This is a genomic window from Nitrosophilus alvini, assembly GCF_015100395.1.
In the GTDB taxonomy this organism is placed as follows: domain Bacteria; phylum Campylobacterota; class Campylobacteria; order Campylobacterales; family Nitratiruptoraceae; genus Nitrosophilus; species Nitrosophilus alvini.
Genome location: NZ_AP022847.1, coordinates 1217863 through 1239788 on the forward strand (window position 1 = coordinate 1217863; position 21926 = coordinate 1239788).

General features: G+C 38.0%; 16 protein-coding genes. 8 read left to right on the plus strand and 8 right to left on the minus strand.

Features of this window, described 5'->3' with window-relative positions; translation table 11 throughout:
• The first annotated feature begins 11 nt into the window (after positions 1-11).
• The 5 genes from lysS to EPR_RS06295 all read left to right on the plus strand — a co-directional run bounded on the left by lysS (position 12) and on the right by EPR_RS06295 (position 5816).
• Positions 12-1523: a lysine--tRNA ligase gene (lysS, locus tag EPR_RS06275; protein WP_200764188.1), complete on the plus strand. Its 1512-nt coding sequence runs from the start codon at positions 12-14 to the stop codon at positions 1521-1523.
• Positions 1520-2767: a serine hydroxymethyltransferase gene (locus EPR_RS06280; RefSeq protein ID WP_200762397.1), complete on the plus strand. Its 1248-nt coding sequence runs from the start codon at positions 1520-1522 to the stop codon at positions 2765-2767. Before lysS ends, EPR_RS06280 begins: the two co-directional genes overlap by 4 nt.
• 122 nt (positions 2768-2889) lie before the next feature.
• Positions 2890-3582, plus strand: a complete 693-nt coding sequence (locus EPR_RS06285; RefSeq protein ID WP_200762398.1) for an SPOR domain-containing protein — start codon at positions 2890-2892, stop codon at positions 3580-3582.
• Positions 3582-5009: an anthranilate synthase component I family protein gene (locus EPR_RS06290; RefSeq protein WP_200762399.1), complete on the plus strand. Its 1428-nt coding sequence runs from the start codon at positions 3582-3584 to the stop codon at positions 5007-5009. Before EPR_RS06285 ends, EPR_RS06290 begins: the two co-directional genes overlap by 1 nt.
• A 21-nt stretch (positions 5010-5030) precedes the next feature.
• Positions 5031-5816, plus strand: a complete 786-nt coding sequence (locus EPR_RS06295) for a shikimate dehydrogenase (protein ID WP_200762400.1) — start codon at positions 5031-5033, stop codon at positions 5814-5816.
• Between the two features lie 39 nt (positions 5817-5855).
• Here the strand turns inward: EPR_RS06295 and EPR_RS06300 are convergent, their stop codons facing one another.
• Entirely contained in the window at positions 5856-7208 is a 1353-nt protein-coding gene (locus EPR_RS06300) for a class II 3-deoxy-7-phosphoheptulonate synthase (protein WP_200762401.1), read from the minus strand.
• A gap of 104 nt (positions 7209-7312) precedes the next feature.
• Complete coding sequence (gene recR / locus EPR_RS06305; protein ID WP_200762402.1) at positions 7313-7882, minus strand: recombination mediator RecR; 570 nt, start codon at positions 7880-7882, stop codon at positions 7313-7315.
• A 180-nt stretch (positions 7883-8062) separates the two neighbouring features.
• Here recR and dnaJ point away from each other — a divergent pair, with 180 nt between their 5' ends.
• Positions 8063-9187, plus strand: coding sequence for a molecular chaperone DnaJ (dnaJ, locus tag EPR_RS06310; RefSeq protein ID WP_200762403.1), 1125 nt, complete (start codon positions 8063-8065; stop codon positions 9185-9187).
• 39 nt (positions 9188-9226) lie between these two features.
• Here dnaJ and EPR_RS06315 read toward each other — a convergent pair whose 3' ends face one another.
• Both EPR_RS06315 and polA read right to left on the minus strand, forming a co-directional pair.
• Entirely contained in the window at positions 9227-12367 is a 3141-nt protein-coding gene (locus EPR_RS06315; RefSeq protein WP_200762404.1) for a cytochrome c biogenesis protein, read from the minus strand.
• Positions 12368-12529: 162 nt separating this feature from the next.
• Entirely contained in the window at positions 12530-15202 is a 2673-nt protein-coding gene (gene polA, locus EPR_RS06320) for a DNA polymerase I (RefSeq protein ID WP_200762405.1), read from the minus strand.
• Positions 15203-15259: 57 nt separating this feature from the next.
• On the opposite strand from polA, the gene EPR_RS06325 reads away from it, so the two are divergent.
• On the plus strand, positions 15260-15613 hold the full coding sequence (locus EPR_RS06325) for a hypothetical protein (RefSeq protein ID WP_200762406.1): 354 nt from the start codon (positions 15260-15262) through the stop codon (positions 15611-15613).
• Positions 15614-15618: 5 nt separating this feature from the next.
• Here EPR_RS06325 and EPR_RS06330 read toward each other — a convergent pair whose 3' ends face one another.
• The 3 genes from EPR_RS06330 to EPR_RS06340 form a co-directional block, all read right to left on the minus strand.
• Positions 15619-16428 carry an HDOD domain-containing protein gene (locus EPR_RS06330; protein WP_200762407.1) on the minus strand — a complete coding sequence of 270 codons (810 nt, stop codon included), beginning with the start codon at positions 16426-16428 and terminating at the stop codon, positions 15619-15621.
• A 66-nt stretch (positions 16429-16494) separates the two neighbouring features.
• Positions 16495-19311 carry an excinuclease ABC subunit UvrA gene (uvrA, locus tag EPR_RS06335; RefSeq protein ID WP_200762408.1) on the minus strand — a complete coding sequence of 939 codons (2817 nt, stop codon included), beginning with the start codon at positions 19309-19311 and terminating at the stop codon, positions 16495-16497.
• On the minus strand, positions 19304-20059 hold the full coding sequence (locus EPR_RS06340) for a sulfite exporter TauE/SafE family protein (RefSeq protein WP_200762409.1): 756 nt from the start codon (positions 20057-20059) through the stop codon (positions 19304-19306). Before EPR_RS06340 ends, uvrA begins: the two co-directional genes overlap by 8 nt.
• A 100-nt stretch (positions 20060-20159) precedes the next feature.
• Here EPR_RS06340 and EPR_RS06345 point away from each other — a divergent pair, with 100 nt between their 5' ends.
• Positions 20160-20948, plus strand: coding sequence for a hypothetical protein (locus tag EPR_RS06345; protein WP_200762410.1), 789 nt, complete (start codon positions 20160-20162; stop codon positions 20946-20948).
• 39 nt (positions 20949-20987) lie between these two features.
• Here the strand turns inward: EPR_RS06345 and dusB are convergent, their stop codons facing one another.
• Positions 20988-21917 (minus strand): tRNA dihydrouridine synthase DusB, encoded by a 930-nt coding sequence (dusB, locus tag EPR_RS06350; RefSeq protein WP_200762411.1) that lies wholly within the window; start codon positions 21915-21917, stop codon positions 20988-20990.
• Positions 21918-21926 lie beyond the last annotated feature (9 nt).

The window sequence follows — 21926 nt, forward strand, 5'->3', positions numbered from 1 at the left end:
GATAAAAGTTGATATTCGACAATCAGTACGAACAGCTTAGAATTCAAAAAGCCGAAGAATTAAAAAAGGCCGGTATAAATCCCTACGGAACCGGATACAAAAAAGAGATAACAAACAGTGAGTTTCTTGAAAAATTTGCATATGTAAAAGATCTGGAAGAAAAAAAAGACTATAGCAAAAAAGTAACACTTACCGGTAGAATAAAATTTTTAAGACTTATGGGAAAAGCAGCATTTGCAAAAATAGAAGACGATACAGGAATCGTACAGATATATTTTAGCAAAGATTCTCTTGGAGAGGATTGGTTCAAAAAGGTAAAAAAACTCATTGAAGTAGGAGATATTATAGCCGCAACCGGATATCCATTTGTTACGAAAACAGGTGAACTGACTCTACATACGGAAAAACTTGAACTTGTTACAAAAGCGATAGTTCCTCTGCCTGAAAAATACCATGGACTGCAGGATATAGAGCTTAGATACAGACAGAGATATCTTGATATGATTATGAATCCTGACGTTAGAAAAGTATTCAAAATGAGAAGCAAAATCGTCAGCTTAATAAGAGAGTTTTTTGAGAAAAAAGGATTTTTAGAGGTCGAAACACCTATGATGCATCCAATTCCGGGTGGTGCAAACGCCAGACCATTCGTAACGCACCATAATGCTCTAGGAATTGACAGATATCTAAGAATTGCTCCCGAACTTTACCTGAAAAGACTCGTGGTTGGAGGATTTGAAGCTGTATTCGAAATAAACAGAAATTTCAGAAACGAAGGTATGGACCATACACACAATCCAGAATTTACAATGATAGAATTTTACTGGGCATACCATACATATGAAGATTTGATGAAACTTACAGAAGAGCTTTTCGACTATCTATTTGAGAAACTTGGTTTGCCGAAAATTCTTCCTTACGACGAATATGAGATAGATTTCCATACACCTTTCAAAAGAGTAAAATACAAAGACGCAATCGTCGAGATAGGCGGAATCGATCCGGAAATCGTCGAAAACAGAGAGAAAATTATAGATTTTTTAAAAGAAAAAGAAATAGAAGTGGACGAAAATCTGGGTCTTGGTGCACTTCAGGCAGAGCTTTTTGATAATTTTGTGGAAGAAAAACTTATAAATCCAACCTTTGTCACACATTTCCCTATCGAAATAAGTCCTCTTGCAAGAAGAAGTGACGAAGATCCGAATATTGCAGAAAGATTCGAACTATTCATTGCGGGTAAAGAGATCGCAAACGGATTTAACGAACTTAACGACCCTCTTGATCAGTATGAGAGATTCAAAGAACAAGCCGCTGCAAAAGATACCGATGATGAAGCTATGCACATGGATGAGGATTATGTAAAAGCTCTTGGATACGGAATGCCGCCGACTGCCGGTGAAGGCATAGGAATAGACAGACTTGTTATGTTGCTGACAAATCAGCACTCCATCAGAGACGTTATACTCTTCCCTGCAATGAAACCATTAAGACATGAGGAAAAAGAAAAAAAGGATGAAGAATGAGCATTTTAAAACAGGCTGACCCTGCAGTTTATGAAATTTTGGAAAAAGAGTTAGAGAGACAGACAGACCATCTTGAAATGATAGCGAGTGAAAACTTCACAAGCCCTGCCGTTATGGAAGCGATGGGCAGTATATTTACAAACAAATATGCAGAAGGATACCCTGGAAAAAGGTATTATGGCGGATGCGAATATGCAGATGCAGTGGAGACTCTTGCCATAGAAAGGGCAAAAAAGCTTTTTGGCTGCGAATTTGTAAATGTTCAGCCCCACTCCGGAAGCCAGGCAAATCAGGGCGTATATAATGCCCTTTTAAAGCCATACGATAAAATTTTGGGAATGGACCTGAGTCATGGAGGGCATCTTACTCACGGAGCAAAAGTCAATGCATCGGGAAAAATCTATCAGAGTTTCTTTTACGGTGTAAATCAGGAAGGCTGGATAGATTATGACAGAGTAAGAGATATTGCCAATATAGTAAAACCAAAAATGATTATATGCGGAGCAAGTGCTTATCCAAGAGAGATAGATTTTAAAAAATTTAGAGAAATAGCCGATGAGGTGGGAGCCATTCTTTTTGCAGATATCGCCCATATAGCAGGTCTCGTTGCCGCCGGCGAACATCCTAGCCCATTTCCTTACTGCGATGTTGTAACCACAACCACACATAAGACTTTAAGGGGTCCAAGAGGCGGTCTTATCATGACAAACGATGAAGAGATAGCAAAAAAAGTAAACAGTGCAATTTTTCCCGGTATACAGGGCGGCCCACTTGTTCACGTTATAGCGGCAAAAGCCGTCGGTTTCGGTGAAAATCTTCAGCCCGAATGGAAAGAGTACGCAAAACAGGTCAAAAAAAATGCATCCGTTTTGGCAGATGTACTAAAAAACAGAGGTTACAATATAGTAAGCGGAGGGACTGACAACCATCTTGTGCTTGTATCTTTCCTTGATAAAAATTTCAGCGGAAAAGATGCAGATGAAGCTCTTGGAAACGCCGGTATCACAGTAAATAAAAATACTGTTCCCGGAGAAACTAGAAGCCCGTTTGTTACAAGCGGGATCAGAATCGGCTCTCCGGCTCTTACTTCCAGAGGAATGAAAGAAAAAGAGTTCGAACTTATCGCCACCAGAATTGCAGATGTTCTTGATGACATAAACAATAAAGACCTTCAGAAAAAGATAAAAGAAGAACTCACCTCTCTTGCAAGAAACTTTGTTATATATACTCAACCTACATACTGATTAAAAAGAGCGCAAAGCGCTCTTTTTATCTTTTCAGAGTTGCCCGAGAAAAGTAAATATTTTCAAGCTCTCTTTTGGTATAATCATTACTGCCGTTTATTTACTGTTAGAAAGGACATATAATGGATAATAAAGATTTTTTGGATAACGAAGAGGCGAAAAATGAACTCGACGATATAATTTTAGATAAAAACGGTGATAACAAAAGAGATATTAAAAAAATTGCACTTATCGCGGCAGCTCTGCTGATTTTACTTATCGTTGTCATAGCAATTGTAAAAACAGGCGGCGAAAAAGATGACCAGATAAGCGATCTTCTGAGCGAAACTCAGGAGTTCCAGGCAGAGTCCGAATCCGGCGCCGCTTTTGAACAGGTACCAATCATAAAAGAAGAGCCCAAAAGTGATGAAGAGTTCGAAAAAATAGTTGAGGAGATAAAAGAGGAGAAGAAAGCTGAAGAGGTACCTGCCGAAACTCCAAAAACCGTTCAAAAAGAAGAGAAAAAACCTGAAATAAAAAAAGAAGAACCCAAAAAACAGACACTTGTTGCAAAAAAAGAGAAGACGGAAACTCTAATTAAAAGCGGATACTATATACAAGTGGGGGCATTTTTTAAAAATCCTCCAAGCAAAGAGTATCTGTCGAAGATAAAACAGAACGGTTTTGAATATGTGATAAAAACGGTGATAAAAGATTCACATGAAATAAAAAAAGTCCTAATTGGGCCATATGTATCAAAAGCAGAAGCAAGAGAGGCTCTCATGAAAATAAAAAGAAAAATAAACAAAGATGCTTTCATTGTCAAAGGCAGATAATGATATATACCAAATCTTTTTTACTTGATGAATTTACACCTATAGCAATATATCAGAAAATAAAAGGTTTTTTCCCTGAAGACGTTACTTTTCTGTTTGAAAGTGCTGTTTATACTACTGAAGGAAACTATAGCTATATCGCTGTAGGAGAAAAAGAGAGAATCTGGCATATTGATGAAAAGAGTTTTTATAAGAATGAAAAAGGCGAAGTCAAAGAAATTGATCAAAACCCTTTTGACTTTTTGAAAAGGTATTATAAAAAAATCGATTTTTCATATTATAAAGAGAAAAAAAGAGATCTCAATGTAGGCTTTGTAGACGGCTTTATTGGATTTATCGGCTACGATATGGTAAAAGAGTTCGAACCTGTGCTCAAAAAATATATGAAAAACCTCAAAGATGAGCTTCATACTCCCGATATCGACCTGATTCGTCCCAAAATGACAGTGGCTTATTCACACAAAAACTCGATGCTTACACTTATAACATCTGATGAAGAGATTCAAAAAAAATTTGACTCCATTACAAAAGAGCTTACTTCATCTTACAGACACATCCGGATGAAAAAGGCAAAAATACTTGGTGAGGCCAAATTTTCCTTTTCAAAAGAGAGATTTTTCGAAATGGTCGAAAAGTCCAAAGAGATGATAAAAAGCGGGGATGTTTTCCAGATAGTAATGTCAAACCGCCTAAAACAAAAAGCCGTTGTTGACAAATTCAGTTTCTACAGAACATTAAGGTCGCTAAACCCTTCTCCTTATCTGTTTTTGCTTGAATATGAAAAATTTGCGATTGCAGGAAGCTCACCAGAAGTTATGGTAAGGCTAACAGACGGAAGAATACTTCTAAGGCCGATTGCCGGTACAAGAAAAAGAGGGAAAAATATAAAAAGAGACAGAGAACTGGAACTTGAAATGCTAAACGATCCCAAAGAGAGAGCAGAGCATATAATGCTTGTCGATCTTGGCAGAAATGATGTGGGAAGAGTAGCAAAAAAAGGCACCGTAGAAGTTACATCTTTGATGAGAGTTGAAAAATATTCACATGTTATGCATATGGTAAGTGATGTAGAAGCGGAGCTGGATCCAAAATATGATATGTTTGATCTTTTTGCCGCCACATTTACCGCAGGGACCATGACAGGAGCACCGAAAATCAGAGCAATGGAGCTGATAGCAGAATTCGAAGGGCTCAAACGCGGCTTCTACAGCGGCAGCATCGGATATTTTGGTTTTGACGGAGATATGGACAGTGCCATCACCATAAGAACGGCAATGATAAAAGATGAGGAGATAATTTTCCAGGCAGGTGCGGGAGTTGTTGCCGACAGCAAACCTGAACTTGAATATCTGGAAGTAAAAAACAAACTTGGTGCTCTGATGAATACAATCAGACTCCTTTCTCAAGAGAGTGAAAAAGAGATCTGATTTTTGTCAAAAGGCACAGCAATGAAACTTTTCGCAATTTTCGGCAATCCGGTTGATCACTCAAGATCGCCTTTGATGCATAATTACACTTTTGAAAAACTTGGTATCAGACACTGTTATACAAGAGTTCTGCTTGAAAGTGCCAATGTTAAAGAGACCTTTTTGAATCTGCGTCTAAGCGGTGCGAATATCACTGTACCTCATAAAGAAGAGGCTTTTTTGCAGGCTGATGAAATAAGGGGTATTGCAAAAGAGATAGGTGCTGTAAATACTCTTATATATGAAGACAAAAAGATCATAGGATACAATACGGACGCACCCGGTTTTATGAAGGCGGTAGAAGTGTTTGACTTCAAATCTGCACTGATTTTGGGTGCCGGAGGTACTGCCAAAGCGATATCAGCCGCTTTTGCCAAAGAAGGTATAGATTTTGCCGTATTGAACAGAAGCGCGGGAAGACTTGACTATTTTGAAAAAAGAGGGTGGAAAGTTTATACCTGGGAAAACTTCGAACCGGATAGTTATAAACTGATTGTAAACACTACCAGCGCAGGGCTTAAAGACGACTCTTTTCCGGCTCCCGAAAACATACTGAAAAAAGTTTTTGAAAACGCCAAATATGCTGTAGATGCAATATACGGCAAAAAAACACCTTTTTTGAAACTTGCCGAAAGTTTAGGACTTGAAACAAAAGATGGCAAAGATATGCTTCTTTATCAGGGAGTTTTGGCATTTGACTACTTTACAAATCACCGATACGATATCAAAACGATAGAGAAATTTATGAGAGAGAGTTTTGAACTTTAAGACCCTGTGAAATCTCTCTTCACAGGGTTCTTTAAAAGATTACTGTTTTCTTATCTCTTTGAGTGTTTCCGCAGCCATAAACGATAGCTCAAGAGCCTGATCTGCATTGAGTCTAGGGTCACACTGGGTATGGTATCTGTGAGAGAGGCTCTCAGGAGTGATTGAACTGCTCACGCTTCCAGTACATTCTGTAACATCCTGGCCGGTCATCTCAAGATGAATACCGCCGGCATATGTTCCTTCGCTCTTATGAATCTGGAAAAACTGTTTTACTTCACTTAAAATCTTTTCAAAATCTCTTGTTTTGAGCCCACCTTGAGTCTTATAGGTATTTCCGTGCATAGGATCGATACTCCACAAAACTTTTTTACCTTCGGCTTTTACACGTCTAAGCAGCGGAGGGAAAATATCGCTTATTTTATCAGCTCCCATTCTGACTATGAGAGTCAACCTTCCGGCTTCATTTTCAGGATTGAGTTTGTCTATCAACGCTATAAGCTCATCTTCTTTCATGCTAGGTCCGACTTTTACGCCAATAGGATTTTTAATGCCGCTGAAAAACTCCACGTGCGCTCCGTCGAGCTCTCTTGTCCTGTCTCCTATCCAGAGAAAATGCGCAGAGCAGTCGTACCAGTCTCCTGTTATACTGTCGCGTCTTGTAAGGGCTTCTTCGTAGTTCAAAAGAAGCGCTTCGTGTGATGTATACAGTACTGTTTCTCTCAGCTGTGGCGTATTTCTGGAATTTATTCCTATAGCTTCCATAAATCTCAGAGCTTCGGATATTTTATCGGCGAGCTCTTCATATTTCGCACCCAAAGCTTTATCTTTCACAAAATCAAGGTTCCAGCTGTGTACTCTGTGAAGATCGGCAAGTCCGCCCCTTGCAAAAGCTCTGAGCAGATTCAGCGTTGCAGCGGAAATGTTATACGCTTTTATCATTCTCTCCGGATCTGGTTCTCTTGCTTCCGGAGTAAAAGCAATATCATTTATAATATCGCCTCTATAACTGGGAAGCTTGACACCGTTTATCTCTTCATAATCGCTTGATCTTGGCTTGGCAAATTGACCTGCTACTCTTCCTACTTTTACAACAGGTCTTCCACTTGAAAAAGTCAAAACAACTGCCATCTGCAGTATCGCTTTGAACAAATCTCGTATATTGTCTGCATTAAAAGCCGCAAAACTTTCCGCACAATCACCGCCTTGAAGAAGAAAAGCTTTTCCTTCGGACACGGAAGCCAGTTTTTCTTTCAGATTTCTGGCTTCTCCAGCAAATATCAGCGGCGGATATCTTTTTAATTCTTTTTCAACAGCCGCAAGCTTTTCTAAGTCTTTATACTCAGGTTGCTGCTTTGCGTGAAATTTTCTCCAGCTATCTGGTCTCCAGCTCATTTTATACCTCTTCTAAAAAATTGTGAAATTATACTCTTTTTTTACTTTTTTTTAAAGAAAGAAATTTTTATGCAAACTCTGTGAAAAGAGATTACTCTGTAAAGTTATATTCTTATCCTGTCGTGAAGCGCTTTTGAAATAGAAAGCATATCTACATTTTCAAGACTTACACCGGTCGGAACCCCCTGAGCGATTTTCGTAAATACCAGATCAAAATCTTTCAGTTTGTCTTCCACATATAAAATTACAGTCTCATTGGCAATCGAGGGCGTCAATGCAAAAATAATCTCTTCAACTCCTTCGGATACGATATCTTTCAGCCTTTCTATATCGTCTTCCTCAATCGAATCAAGCACAAAATAGCGTCCAAAATACTCACCGCTCTCCTCTATGATATTAATATCTTTTGCACTTTCAACGATACACAAAAGAGAGCTGTCTCTGTGTTCATCGGCGCATATATAGCATATTTCATCTTCGCTTATTCCGCCACACTTCGAACACTTTTGTATCGAGCTCACGGCATTTTCTATGGCATGGACAATTTTCATGGCAGTCATATTATTTTCCATAACCAAATGATATGCAAGCCTCATTGCCGATTTTTTACCGATTGTAGGAAGAGATTCCAATGCTTCTACAAGTTCATTAAACTTTTTAAGCCCTTTTTTCAACTCTCTCTCCTTTTTTCTATGTGAAATTATATCAAAATAACCTGTTTATGAGAATTATGAAACTATGTAAAAAAGATATAGCTACAATCGGTTTACTTTTATTAAAAAAACTTTAACTATGTATAAAATATTTTATGGTAAAATCGCTGAAGCTTAAACTCCACTTAAAGGATACTGAAATTGGTTGATCTAGACTATTATGAAATTTTGGAAGTTGAAAGAGGGGCGACTTTTGACGAGATAAAAAAGGCATACAGAAAACTTGCATTAAAATACCATCCTGACAGAAATCAGGGAAACAAAGAGGCAGAAGAGAAATTCAAACTTATAAACGAAGCATATCAGGTTTTAAGCGACGAAAACAAAAGAGCCATTTACGATAGATACGGCAAATCAGGACTTGAAAATCAAGGATTTGAGGGATTTAGCCACAGCAGTTACGAAGATATAATGGAATTTTTTGAATCTGTTTTCGGAGGAAGTTTCGGAGGATTTGGTTTTGGAAACAGAAAAAGAGACGACCAGAAGTATCCTCTTGATCTTTCATACGAGATGGAGATATCTTTTGAAGAAGCGATTTTCGGCACACAAAAAGAGATAGACTACGAATACAAAATTCCATGCTCAGCATGTGGCGGAACGGGAGCCAAAGATAGAGAGCTTCAAGTCTGCCCCGAATGTGGCGGAAACGGACAGATATACTACAGACAGGGATTTATGACATTTTCCCAAACCTGTCCCAGATGTAATGGCTCAGGGCGCATAATAAAAGAAAAATGCCCCGAATGCAAAGGCCTTGGATTTGAGAGAAAAAGAGAAAAAATCACTATAAATATCCCGGAAGGCATCGATAACGGTGACAAAATAAGAGTTTCACACAAAGGCAATATAGGAATAAACGGCCAAAGGGGAGATCTTTATATAACTTTCTATGTTAAAGAGGATGAACATTTTGTAAGATACAACGACGATATATATCTTGAAGTTCCTGTATTTTTTACCCAGGCGATTTTGGGCGAAACAATAAAAATTCCGACCCCAAGAGGAGAAAAAGAGCTGAAACTTCCCGCGGGAGTAAAAGATAAAGAACAGTTTGTATTCAAGGGTGAAGGTGTAAGAAATGTCAGGTCCGGACATAAAGGAAACTTGATAGTTCAGATAAAAATAGTATATCCAAAAAAACTGACAGAAGAGCAAAAAGAGCTTCTTTTGAAACTACAGGAGAGTTTCGGTATAGAGAGCAAACCTCACGAAAGTGTCTTTGAAAATGTTTTCGAGAAAATAAAAGGGTGGTTTAAAAAGTAGTATCTGCTGCAATGAAAAGAGAGCGCTTCTGCTCTCTTTCTACATCCTCATATCAATTCCAAGTTTCTGCTTCTTATAATATGCTGCCATTACAATAAAAAAGACTGTCGCAACAGCGAAATAGACCCATGTAGGTACCGGTACCGGATCTCCTGATGCATATGAATGAAGTCCGGAAAGATAGAAATTTACACCGAAATATGTCATTATAACGGTTGAAAATGCCAGTAGTGAAGCCACATTATATAGAAATATCCCGTTTAATCTGGGAATCAGTCTTAAATGCTCTACGCCAGCATATGTAAGAATAACAACAAGAGCCCATGTCTCTTTCGGGTCCCATCCCCAGTATCTTCCCCAGGACTCGTTTGCCCATACTCCGCCTAAAAAGTTTCCCAAAGTAACAAGAATAAGTCCTAAAATCAGGCTCATCTCATTTGTATATGAAAGCTCTTTAATAGTAAGTATTAAAGATTCCCTGTTTTTCTCTGTCATAAAAATATAAAGAAGAAGAACAATAAACGCAAGCAGTGCACTGAGTCCCAAAAAACCGTAACTTGCCGTAATAACCGATACATGGATCATCAACCAGTACGATTTGAGTACAGGCACAAGGTTTGTTATCTGAGGATCAAGCCAGTTGAGATGTGCAACAAAAAGAATCAGACCTCCCAAAAGCGAAGTTGCCGCAAGCGTGACAGAAGAGTTTTTAACAAAGAAAAAACCAGCGAGTATTGTTGCCCATGCAATATATACCATAGACTCATATCCGTTAGACCACGGTGCATGCCCCGATACGTACCATCTAAGACCCATACCGAAAGTGAGAATGAGGAAACCAGCCATCAAAAGTACAAAAGCTATTTTTACAGCTGGGCCTATATTTATTCTGGGGTTTATCAGATTTGCCAGAGTAATTACAAGCAAAATAAAACCTATAATTATAAAATAGGGAACAAGTCTGTTAAAAATATCGAGTTTATTATAAAGAAGCTCGGCTTTTATCCTGCTTTCGGAAGGAATTATCGAAGCTCCGTAAAATTTCTGATACTCTTTGATAACGTTCAAAGATTTGTCTGCTTTATCCCAGTCTCCATTTTTAAGCGCCTCATCAATATTTGAAAAATAGCTTGCCATCATCAGTCTTACAAGTTCAGCCTCTTTTGGAGGAAAAGTCTTTATCGCTTCTAGAGGAGAGTACCACTTCTGATTTTTGTCGTTCGGTTTCGGAAAAATTTTCAAAAGTTCTCCCGTATAAGACATATAGCAGATATTTACCCTTTCATCCACCTTGATCAGATCTTTGTCAAACTTGTCTCTTTGTGAAGGCTTTTTCTGAACAGCTTGCTGCACATACTTGGCTATTATATATTTTGGCCCGTTAGTGTATTCAAAAAACATATTGAAAGATGCGTATTTTTCATCCGGTTTCATTCCTATTATCTCTTTGAGTTTCGGATGGCTTACATATATCATCTTTATCTCTTGCCAGACTCTTGGTTTTACAACCATTCCCAAAAATATCTGATTGGGCTCCAGTCCGAGTATACTCTCTCTTCTGCTCACCTTATGGATAACATCACGGCTCAAAGTATCGATCGGTTTTATCCTGCCGTTTACATCCTGAACGAGAAGCTCTCCGAATTTTTCCGCATGCTCTTTGCTAAACGCTTTTGCAGTTTTTAAAATTTCATCCGCACTTAATGTTTCGTTGGCCTCTGCATTCTGGGAAAAAAGCAGAAAAAGCGGCAGAAGCAAGGAAGCCATGAGAGAGCGTTTGCTCTGTAGCTTTTTGGTCAGTCTGATAAGCTTCATAAATCTGCTGCCCGGTAAAAAGAGATGAAATACCATGCCTATTCCCAGCATAAGATAGCCTATATATGTGATAAGTGTTCCGGGGTCATGGTTAACTGAAAGAACCGTGCCTCTTTCATCCATATCATATGAGGACTGAAAAAATCTATATCCTCTGTAGTCCAGCACATGATTCATATATATTCTGAAAGGCTCTCTTATGCCCCTCTCTTCATCTATGAGCATAACCTCACTGGCATAGGAAGAGGGACTCATGGAACCTGGGTATTTTTTTATCTCAAAATCTATAAGTCTTAGAGAAAAAGGGAGTTTTATAATTTTGGAACCATATGCCACAGTAACTTTTTTACCGCCGATAGTTACAGTTACAGGAACGCCGACAGAACTTTTGGAACCAAATACCGTTATCTCTTTTTTCTCTTCTTTATCTTTTATTTCAAAAACAAGAGCATCGGACAATTTTCTTTTGCCTTTTTTTTCACTTGCGGAAATAAGAGCCGTTTTTGCATGTGGCAGATATTTTTGAAGAACAAAATTGACTTTACCGGCTCTATAAAGTTTTCTTTTTTCAAACTCTTTTTTTTCTCCGGCTTTTATCAGCTCCTCTTTTTGATCACCCATCGATACTGTTTGTATATCAACAGGCGTTTTTATGAAAAGTTTTCCGTTCTTATTTTCAATAAGAATAACAGGTTTGTCACTTTGAGTTTTTGATTCAAAAGAGATTATAACACTGCCAGCATCAAAATATTCGCCTTTTTTCAGATTGATATTTACCGGAGAATCCCCCGATGATACCACAAGCGATATGTACGGTTCTCCCTCTTTGCTCTCTACCAGTCTGCTTACGGCGTTTGGAATAAATTTTTTGAGTTTTATCTCTATCTCATCAGAGTTGGCTTTGAGACTCTTTTCAAAACTGTTTTTTGAAAGTCTGGAGAGTATTATCGGAAATTCGTAATGGTATCTTCTGCCCTCTTTTTCTATATCTATCTGGATATAAGTCCTGTCGGAAATTATTGTATTTGAGGTTTCTCCTTCTCTTATGTGCATTATCCCTTCATAACTTATATATCTTGTTACAGCCGCACCTATTAAAATTACTATAAATGCCGCATGAAACAGTCCTATAAGCCATTTATCTTTTCTGTAAAGCTTGAATCTGTAAATATTGTAAACAAGATTTATCGCAAGCAGAATCATCAGAATCTCAAACCATAAAGCGTTATATACTTCCGCTTTTGCCGTCTCTGTCCCGAAATCGTTTTCTATAAACGTTGCTAATCCTATGGAAAATGCAAAAAGAAACATCATTATAACTGCAGATTTTATGGAGAAAAAAAGATTTTTGAGGGATTTTAACACTAAAGGCTCCTTGCATAACAAAACAGGTTCTCTGACGGTATGGAGAAAGATTTTATACTTTTTTAACAAAAATGATTGTTTGCTGATAAAGTTAATAGATATCTTTAAGCAAAAGCCCGCAGCATCGTAATGAACGGGCTTTCATTATATTCTAAAAACAGGCTATTTAAGGCTCCCCCATCTTTTTGAAAGAGTCACCGAACACCTCAAAGGGACATTAAGTTTATAAATATTTTCCATAATTACTGCAAATCTTTCTGCCAGCTCTTTTGCTTCGCTCTCTTTTGCTTCAAAAATCAATTCGTCATGGATCTGCAGAAGCATTTTTGCATCTAATTTTTCAGATAATATCTCTTTTTTTATCTTGTTCATTGACATCTTTATCAAATCGGCAGCACTGCCCTGAAAAACGGTATTTGTCGCTTCTCTTAAATATGCAGCCATCTGCATCGGGGTGGCGTGTGCAAAATCAAAATATCTTCTGCGTCCAAGAAGCGTCTCCACATATCCGTGTGTTTTCGCATACATTTCTATACTGTTTAAAAAACTTTTGACTGTAGGGAATGAGGCAAAATAACTCTCAATAATCTCTTTTGCCTCTTTTGTTCCTATTCCTAGTGTCTGGGCGAGTTTTCTGCTTCCCATTCCGTATATCAGACCGAAATTGATGCTTTTTGCTATATTTCTCTTCTCTTTTGCTTCCTCTCCAAAAAGTTTTATAGCCGTTTCGAGATGGATATCTTTATCCTCTTCAAATGCCCGGCACAAAGACTCATCCTGACTGAAGTGTGCAAGGAGTCTGAGTTCTATCTGCGAGTAATCAATACCTATCAAAAGATTGCCCTCTTCTGCGACAAAGCCATCCCTTATCTCTCTTCCCACCTCTGTTTTGACAGGAATGTTCTGAAGATTAGGATTTTTGCTGCTAAGCCTTCCGGTAGCAGTTCCTGTCTGAAGAAACGATGTGTAGATTCTATGTTTTTTATCTTTTTTTGCATATTTGAGCAATGGTTCTAAATATGTGCTTTTGAGTTTAAAAAGCTCTCTGTATTCGAGAAGCTTTTCTATAACCGGATGTTTGGCTCTTAACTCATTCAAAACACTTTCGTTTGTGCTGTAGCCGGTTTTTGTCTTTTTTACGGTCGGTAATCCCAATTTCTCAAAAAGAATCCTGCCAAGCTGTTTTGTAGAGTTTATATTGAAAACTTCACCCGCATATGAGTATATCTCTTCTGTGAGATATTCTAGTTTTCTCTCTGTCTTTTTCAAAAGTTTTTCAAAAAAATCAATATCAAGCTTTATTCCGGCACTCTCCATAAAAACAAGAGTATTAATAAACGGATACTCCACATCTTTGGCTTCATCTATAAGATGCTCGGCTCCTTGGTTTTTCAACTCCTCTAAAAGTTTGAAATAGAGTTTATATGTCAAAACAGCATCTTCGGCAGCATATTTTGCAGCTTCCCGGATATCCACACTGCTGAAATTTTCTCCTTTTTTTACTGTATCTTTGAATGCAATCATAAGATGGTCAAAATATCTTTTTGCAAGTGAATCGAGCCCAACACTCGCTTCCGGATTTACAAGCCACGCAAGAATCATCGTATCAGCATAAGGCACCTTTTCTTCAAAGCCGTATCCTCTGTAAAGAAGAGAAAAGTCAAACTTCAGATTGTGGCCTACTACTCTCTTTTCCAAAATCTTTTTTATGGCATCCAAAGCTTCTTCTAGAGGGATTTGCTTAGATACTCCGAGATAATTATGATTTACGGGTACATAGTAGCCTTTTTTGCCATCGAATGAAAAACTGAAACCCACCATTTTGGCACTTTTTGTATCTAAAGAGTCTGTTTCTGTATCAAATGCGACAATCGCATCATCTTTTATTGAATCAATGGTTTTTTTCAGCTCTTCACTGCTGTCGAGAATAACTGTTTCAAATTTGACCTCATCCTCTTTCTCAAGCTTTTCAATAACAGGAGCCGCTTTAATCCTGCTCAGAATAGAAGTCATATCGTAGTCGATCAGTTCATCTGCTATCTTTACTATAGGATTTACCGAAGGGAGCTTAAACTCTTCAAGGTTGCACTCTTTGAAAAGGTCATCTTTCAAAGTTACAAGTTTTTTGCTCAAAAAGGCATTCTCTTTCCCTTCTATAAGAAGCTTTTTGACACGTTCGGGTTTGACTTTTTCTATATTTTTATAGATATCTTCCAGATGTCCGAACTCATTTATAAGTTTTGCGGCTGTTTTGGCCCCTACTCCCCTGACACCAGGAATATTATCCACACTATCTCCTACTAAGGCCTGATAATCAATAAAGTATTTAGGCTCAATACCGTATTTAAGCCTGCACTTCTCTTCATCTATCTCCTCTTTTTTTATAGGGTCATAAAGAACAACTTTTTCATCATCTATAAGTTGATAAAGGTCTTTGTCATGGCTTACAATGCGTACCTTTACTCCTTTTTCTTTTGCACATCTGACCATAGAAGCTATGATATCATCGGCTTCATAGTTTTCAAGACTCAACTCCTTAAAACCCATTTTGGGAATCCATGATATTGCCACTGGCAGCTGTTTTAAAAGCTCTTCTGGCACATCGGGACGCTGCGCTTTGTAATTTGGGTCAATTTTTTGTCTGAAACTCGGACCTTCACTGTCAAGAGCAAACAGCAGATAGTCCGTTTCGTGCTCTTTTGCAAGATTGAATATAAAATTTATAAATCCTGTCAAAAGACCTGTTGGAAAACCTTTTTTGCTTTTTAAAGGCGGTAAAGCATAGTAACTTCTGAAAAAAAATCCGAATGTGTCTATAATTGTCAAACTTTTCATAAAAACTGTCTCCTAATTTTGATAAAATTTTACTCAAATTATACAAAAAGGCAGGTTATGAAAAATCTATCGATTTTTTTGTTTCTCATTTCATCAGTTTATGCACAAAGTTTTTCTGAGATCAGAGAGGCGAATATAAAGATATTGAACAGCAGTATAAAAGTGTACAAAGATCGGATAGAGTGTATAGAAAATGGCAACAATGCAAAAAAATGTATTGAAAAGCACCCCTCTCCTCAATTTGAAAATATGCCAAACCGCGACTCTCTGGGGAAATTGATGATTAATATGTTTCCAACCACCTATTATCTGAATATTTTGAAAAGAGATATCAAAGTTATGGAAAAGGAGAAACTTTGCTGGGGAAAATCGATGAATTTTGATGAAGTTAAAGAGTGCCTTGTTGATTGATAAACTCAAAAACTGTTTCTAAGGCTCATTGCAGCATCTTCCAAAAACTCTGTGCCTAATCCCTCTTTTTCAGATAATGCAAGAGCTTTGTTTATACTAACTTCTGATAAAGGAGAGTTTACTGGCGCAGCCGTTTTTACTATATGAAGAGCAAGAGAGTAGTCCTTAACATCTTCCGGCGCGGAAAGATAATCATCACTATATCGTATAGAGTTTACAAAAAGCGGATCAAAGCCCCAGTATTCAAACATTTGTCCTGTAACTTCGGCTGCTGTAACTCCTACAAAACTTTTTTCAACAAGAGTAATGTCGGCTCCGGCTTCGATTTCCGAATGAAACGGATAGAGCATATCTTCTTGTATTATTTCGTCTGCGATGAGAATTTTCCCCATCTCCTGAAGAAGAGCCGCCATTACAAGAGTATTCAGCTTTCTACTGTCGATTTTTCTATACCATCTGTACATCAGGTTACTTTGCAGATGTGATATATTGGCAAACTCTTCTGCTGTAATACCGTATGGCTCCATATCGATATTGAGTAGTTTTTTTATTGTATTTTGAAGTACAATACCTTTTATCTGTGAAAGCCCCAAAAGGGAGATAGCATGACTTACGGTTGTAATCTCGTTTCTAAGGCCGTAATAGGGAGAGTTTACCGTCTTCAGAATATTGGCTACGAGCATAGGGTCGTGTTCAAGTATCTTTGCAATATCTTCAAGACTAATATCCGGATCGTTATACGCCCTTTCAAACTCTTCTATAGTTTTCGGTAAAGGCGGAAGCTGTCTTATTTTTTTGACCAAAGACTCATTCATAATCTGCCTTGAAAATATTGTTAACTCTATTTTGCCGGATATTTTCTTATATTATTTTAAATTGTGCTATTTCAAATTGATCTCTTTTGCCAGAAACTCTCCCGTATAACTTCCGGTTTTTTCAAAATTTTTTGCAACTTCTTCAGGAGAACCTGTCGCTACAACCTTTCCTCCTCTAATTCCCCCCTCAGGTCCCATATCGATAATATAATCGGCATTTTTTATAATATCCATATTGTGTTCTATCACCAGTACAGTGTTGCCAAGTTCCACAAGATGATGCAAAACTTTTGTCAGCCTGTCCACATCCGCAAAATGCAGTCCTGTTGTAGGCTCGTCAAGAATATAGAGAGTATTTCCCGTATCTTTTCTGCTGAGCTCTTTTGAAAGCTTTATCCTCTGTGCCTCACCTCCACTTAGTGTCACGGCATTCTGACCCAATGTTATATATCCCAGACCTACATCCTGCAGGGTTTTCAGTTTGGCTTTTATTTTAGGAATATTTGCAAAGAACTCAAGAGCTTCGTCTACACTCATAGCCAGGATATCTGCTATATTTTTCCCTTTATACTCGATTTCCAATGTCTGAGCGTTGTACCTTTTACCCCCGCAGGCATCGCACTTGACCATAATGTCAGGCAGGAAATGCATCTCTATTTTTATCTCTCCTTCTCCTTTGCACTTCTCGCATCGTCCGCCTTTTACGTTAAAACTGAATCTTCCGGGACCGTATCCTCTGATTTGGGCCTCTTTTGTTTTTGAAAAGATATTTCTAATCTCATCCATAACTCCGGTGTATGTAGCAGGATTACTCCTTGGCGTTCTTCCTATCGGACTTTGGTCAAGATATATAACTTTATCTAGCTTATCAAGACCCTCAATCTCCACACCGGCTACCTTTTTGACCTTTTTTGCACGGTTCAGCAGCTCTTTTGCAACAGGCAAAAGTGTCTGCAGTATCAATGAGCTTTTGCCGCTTCCACTTACGCCTGTAACCGCTACAAAGTTTCTAAGAGGCAATCTGACATCAAGATCTTTTATATTGTTTATATTTACGTTTTTTACCTCTATCCACTCCTCTTGCGCTCTTCTGTAAAAATACTCTATCTTTTTTCTTCCTGTGAGATATTGTGCGGTAAGAGTATCGCTTTTTTTAAGCTCTTCAAGTTTGCCCGCAAAAACAACTTCTCCGCCGAACCTGCCCGCACCGGGACCAATATCTACGATAAAGTCGGCATGTTCTATAGTCTCTTTGTCATGCTCCACAACAATAACGGTATTACCTTTTTTTTGCAGATTTTTAAGCGTTCTTATGAGTTTCAAAGTATCTCTTTCATGAAGACCGATACTGGGCTCATCCAAAACATACATCACACCGGTAAGCCCGCTTCCTATCTGACTTGCAATCCTTATTCTTTGTGCTTCGCCTCCGCTTATGGTTCTTGCATCTCTGCCCAGACTCAGATAGCCAAGTCCCACATCAAAAAGAAAAAAAAGCCTCTCTTTTATCTCTTTGAGTATCGGTGCGGCAATCATTTTCTGTTGAGAAGTCAGATACTCAAATCTCTTCTCCTCAGAAAAAAAATCGTAACACTCTTCTATAGGCATATCCAGAATGTCGGCTATTCCTTTTCCCGCAACTTTTACCGCAAGACTTTCGGGCTTGAGCCTGTGGCCTCCGCATCTGTCACACACCTTTTCACTCATATATTCACCGAGTTCTTTTTCATCTTTAAACATATCATATGCAATTTTTACCACTCCAGGCCAGACTCTTACAATAGGGTGACTTTTCCATCTGAACTTTATCTCATCCGGTGTTCCATGCAAAACGGCTTTTTTCTGATGCTCTTCAAGCTCTTCAAAAGGTATTGTGATATCAATGCCGCTCTGTTCGCAAAACGCCTTTAAAAATGTAAAGTAATATCCTCTGTTATATCCGTAAATTATCCTGACTGCGCCTTTTTCTATAGGCAGGTGCGGATCTATAATCTTGTTCATATCGAGCGTATATCGGATACCAAGACCGTCGCATGTAGGACAGGCACCCTTTGGAGAGTTAAATGAAAAACTCAGAGGTTCAAGCGGCTCAAAACTTACTTTACAGTCAAAACATGCTAGATGCTCGCTGTAATGTATCAATTCTCTCTCAAGCCCCATCTCTTTATGGTTTACTACCTGAACTTCCACTTCCCCATAACTCTCACCGAGAGCCTTTTCCACATCCTGCGCTATCCTGCTTCTGTTCTCCTCTTTTACCACAACTCTGTCTACAACGGCTTTTATAGTGTGTTTTTTTGTTTTGGAAAGTTCCACCTCTTCATCCAGCCTTACCATAACTCCGTCTATCAAAGCTCTTACATACCCTTTTGAGCGAAGTTTTTCTATAAGATCGGCAAATGTACCTTTTTTTTCTCTGATCAGAGGAGCCAATATAACCAGCTTGCTGCCTTCAGGGAGTTTTAAAACCTCCTCTACTATATCGCTTGCAGTCATTGTGGAAATCGGTTTACCGCACAGATGACAGTGCTGCTTTCCTACTCTTGCAAAAAGAAGTCTTAGATAATCGTATATCTCCGTTATTGTTCCAACAGTAGAACGGGGATTTTTACTGGTTGTTTTCTGTTCAATCGCAATTGCAGGCGTAAGCCCTTCTATCTTGTCTACATCCGGTTTTTCCAGTCTTTCTAGAAACTGTCTGGCATAACTTGAAAGAGATTCGATATATCTTCTTTGCCCTTCCGCATAAAGCGTCTCAAAAGCAAGTGTACTTTTTCCGCTTCCGCTGAGTCCGGTAAAAACTACAACTCTGTTTTTTGGAATTTCTAAGTCTATGTTTTTAAGATTGTTCTCTCTTGCGCCAAAAATCTTTATCTTATCCATTTATCTCCCAAAATCCGTATAATTTGTTAAGTATAAGCAGCAAAATAATCGCATACATAAGCCCCAACAGTTTTTTAAATCTTTTTGCATCAATCTTATGGGCAATCTTTATACCGAAATAGACACCTGCTAAAGAGCTTATACCTACTATCAGGCCGTAAAAATAGTTTATATGCCCAAAATATGAAAGACTCAAAAAACCTGCAACAGATGAAAACACTACAAAAAAAAGACTTTTTGCAACTGCTCTTCTTATATCGTATCTGAAAAATCCGACAAGTACAGGCGTAACAAGCAGCGCTCCTCCTATCCCCACAGATATCGCTACCGCGCCTACAAAGAAACCTATCAAAAATAGCCATATTTTGCCTACTTCCACTCTCTCTTCAGTTTGAACAAGCGGGGAAGAGTAAAATCTAAAAAGTGCAAACAGAACAAAAAACAGAAACATTATCATAAGCACTTTTTCATCAAGAACAGATACAATAAATCCGCTGCAAAGTGCGCCGAAGAACCCGCCCATACCCAATGCAAGTCCTCTTGCCGCTTCAAAAATCTCTTTTTTAAAATTAAGATATGAACCAAATATCGATGAGAACATCATCTGAGTAACAGAGATACCGACAGCCTGCCTCATATCAAGTCCGAGATAGAGCAGTGCGGGGATCAGCAGCGTTCCGCCGCCAATTCCAAAAAAGCCAGAAACAAATCCTGTAGCAAGTCCGACAAAAATCAAAGATACAATCATTAACAGCGTCCTTTATCAGCCCCCGATTATACTGAAAGGTGGTTAATAAACAATTTAAAATATTTACCTTATAATAAGCTATAAAAAACAAGGTTATATCTTGAGATATCTATTTTTACTGATATTCTGCATACCGATTTTTGCTTCCAACATTCTCAGTATCGACGTAAAGGAGCATAAAGATAATATTGAGATCCTTTTTGGTTTCGATACGCCGTATGAAGGCCAAATATCACAAAAAGTTGCAAAAGAACAGATAAAAATCATACTCAAAGATGCAAAATCTCCAAGCTCATGGCAAAAAAAGATAGACACCTCTTTTGTTTATCAGATTGAATTGATTCCAAAAGGCAACGACAGTGAATTAATCATCTATACTGTTGAAAAAGCAGCAGTTCTTGCATCAAAATCGACCGACGGCTTTGGACTGAAACTTCTTGTTAAGAAACTCTCAACCCAAACATCAAAGAGTATTCAGATATCCGAAAACAGTTCCTCTTTCAATTTTGAAAACATTTTAAAAACAGTACTTGGCGGCATTGCAATAATAGCAATTTTCGGCACTTTGTTCTATCTTTTGACAAGAAGAGAAAAAAGTGTCAGAAAAAAATCAATGTGGGTTATAGACCAGAATAGACCCGATATCGATGTGAGATATGAAAAAAAGTTGGATGAACACAATAAAATTGCCCTTATTTCGTATAAAGGTACAAACTATCTTGTAATTATAGGAAACTCCAATATTCTTCTGGGAAAATACAGTGACGAGGAAGTAGAAAAAGACGAAGATTTCGAAAATATCGTATCAGAAAATAAAGAAGAGGTGGAAGCTTTTTTGAATAAAAATGACAAAGAGTTTGAAGCCTACAAAGAAAAAGCCAGTAAATAACAGAACCCTATAAATATTTATTTAATAGATTCATAGATATCAAAAAAATTCTATTATCAATTTTCTCATCTCTTTGGGGTCAGTTATCCTGTTTATTTTGTCTCTGAAAGCAGAAGCCCCCTGATACCCTTTTGAGTATGTATGAAGATGCTTTCTAAACATTACCGCACCGTAATCCCCGTAAAACTCTATCATTTTATCAAAATGTTCGACTATTATCTCTTTTTTTATTTCCGGTGATATGTCACTGGTTTTATGTTTTAGCTGATAAAATATCCAGGGCTTTCCTATAGCTCCTCTGCCTATCATTACACCGTCTGTTTTTGTATACTCAAGTACCCACTCCGCTTTTTCATAGCTTGTTATGTCACCATTGGCGATAACAGGTATGGAAACACTCTCTTTTGCTCTTTTTATAGCATCATAATCCACCGGCGCTTTAAAACCTCCGCTTCTTGTCCTTCCATGGACTGTTATAAAGTCGGCACCGGCACTTTCACAGACTTTAGCGATTTTTTCCGGAATTTTTTCGTCAAAACCGATTCTTACCTTTACGCTTGTGTACTCTTTTTCGGAATATTTTTTGATAGTTTCAATAATTTCACCCATCTTTTTAAGATCCTTAAGCAGTGCGCTTCCTCCGCCGCTTCTAACAACCTTTGGAACAGGACATCCGCAGTTAAGGTCTATAATATCTATACCTTCAATATCATTAAGTATCAATACCGCTTCTTTGACAATATCTTTATCATTTCCCGCTATTTGAACTGCATATGGTTCTTCGTTTGGGGCTTTTTGCAACATTTTATATGTTTTGGATGAGTTATGGACCAGCGCATTTGAGCTTATCATTTCACTAACAGTCAAATCCGCCCCGAATTTCTTTACTACACTTCTGAAAGGTAGATCAGTAAAACCTGCAAGCGGAGCTAAAACATATATTGGAAGACTAAAGTCAAGTTTGCCCAAAAAACCGCC

What these genes read in the sequence shown, in the direction of transcription:
- EPR_RS06285 (WP_200762398.1), top strand. Translation starts at nt 2,890, where the DNA reads ATGGATAATAAAGATTTTTTGGATAACGAAGAGGCGAAAAATGAACTC.
- EPR_RS06280 (WP_200762397.1), top strand. Translation starts at nt 1,520, where the DNA reads ATGAGCATTTTAAAACAGGCTGACCCTGCAGTTTATGAAATTTTGGAA.
- uvrA (WP_200762408.1), bottom strand. Translation starts at nt 19,311, where the DNA reads ATGGATAAGATAAAGATTTTTGGCGCAAGAGAGAACAATCTTAAAAAC.
- EPR_RS06290 (WP_200762399.1), top strand. Translation starts at nt 3,582, where the DNA reads ATGATATATACCAAATCTTTTTTACTTGATGAATTTACACCTATAGCA.
- EPR_RS06340 (WP_200762409.1), bottom strand. Translation starts at nt 20,059, where the DNA reads ATGATTGTATCTTTGATTTTTGTCGGACTTGCTACAGGATTTGTTTCT.
- EPR_RS06300 (WP_200762401.1), bottom strand. Translation starts at nt 7,208, where the DNA reads ATGAGCTGGAGACCAGATAGCTGGAGAAAATTTCACGCAAAGCAGCAA.
- EPR_RS06295 (WP_200762400.1), top strand. Translation starts at nt 5,031, where the DNA reads ATGAAACTTTTCGCAATTTTCGGCAATCCGGTTGATCACTCAAGATCG.
- EPR_RS06325 (WP_200762406.1), top strand. Translation starts at nt 15,260, where the DNA reads ATGAAAAATCTATCGATTTTTTTGTTTCTCATTTCATCAGTTTATGCA.
- polA (WP_200762405.1), bottom strand. Translation starts at nt 15,202, where the DNA reads ATGAAAAGTTTGACAATTATAGACACATTCGGATTTTTTTTCAGAAGT.
- EPR_RS06330 (WP_200762407.1), bottom strand. Translation starts at nt 16,428, where the DNA reads ATGAATGAGTCTTTGGTCAAAAAAATAAGACAGCTTCCGCCTTTACCG.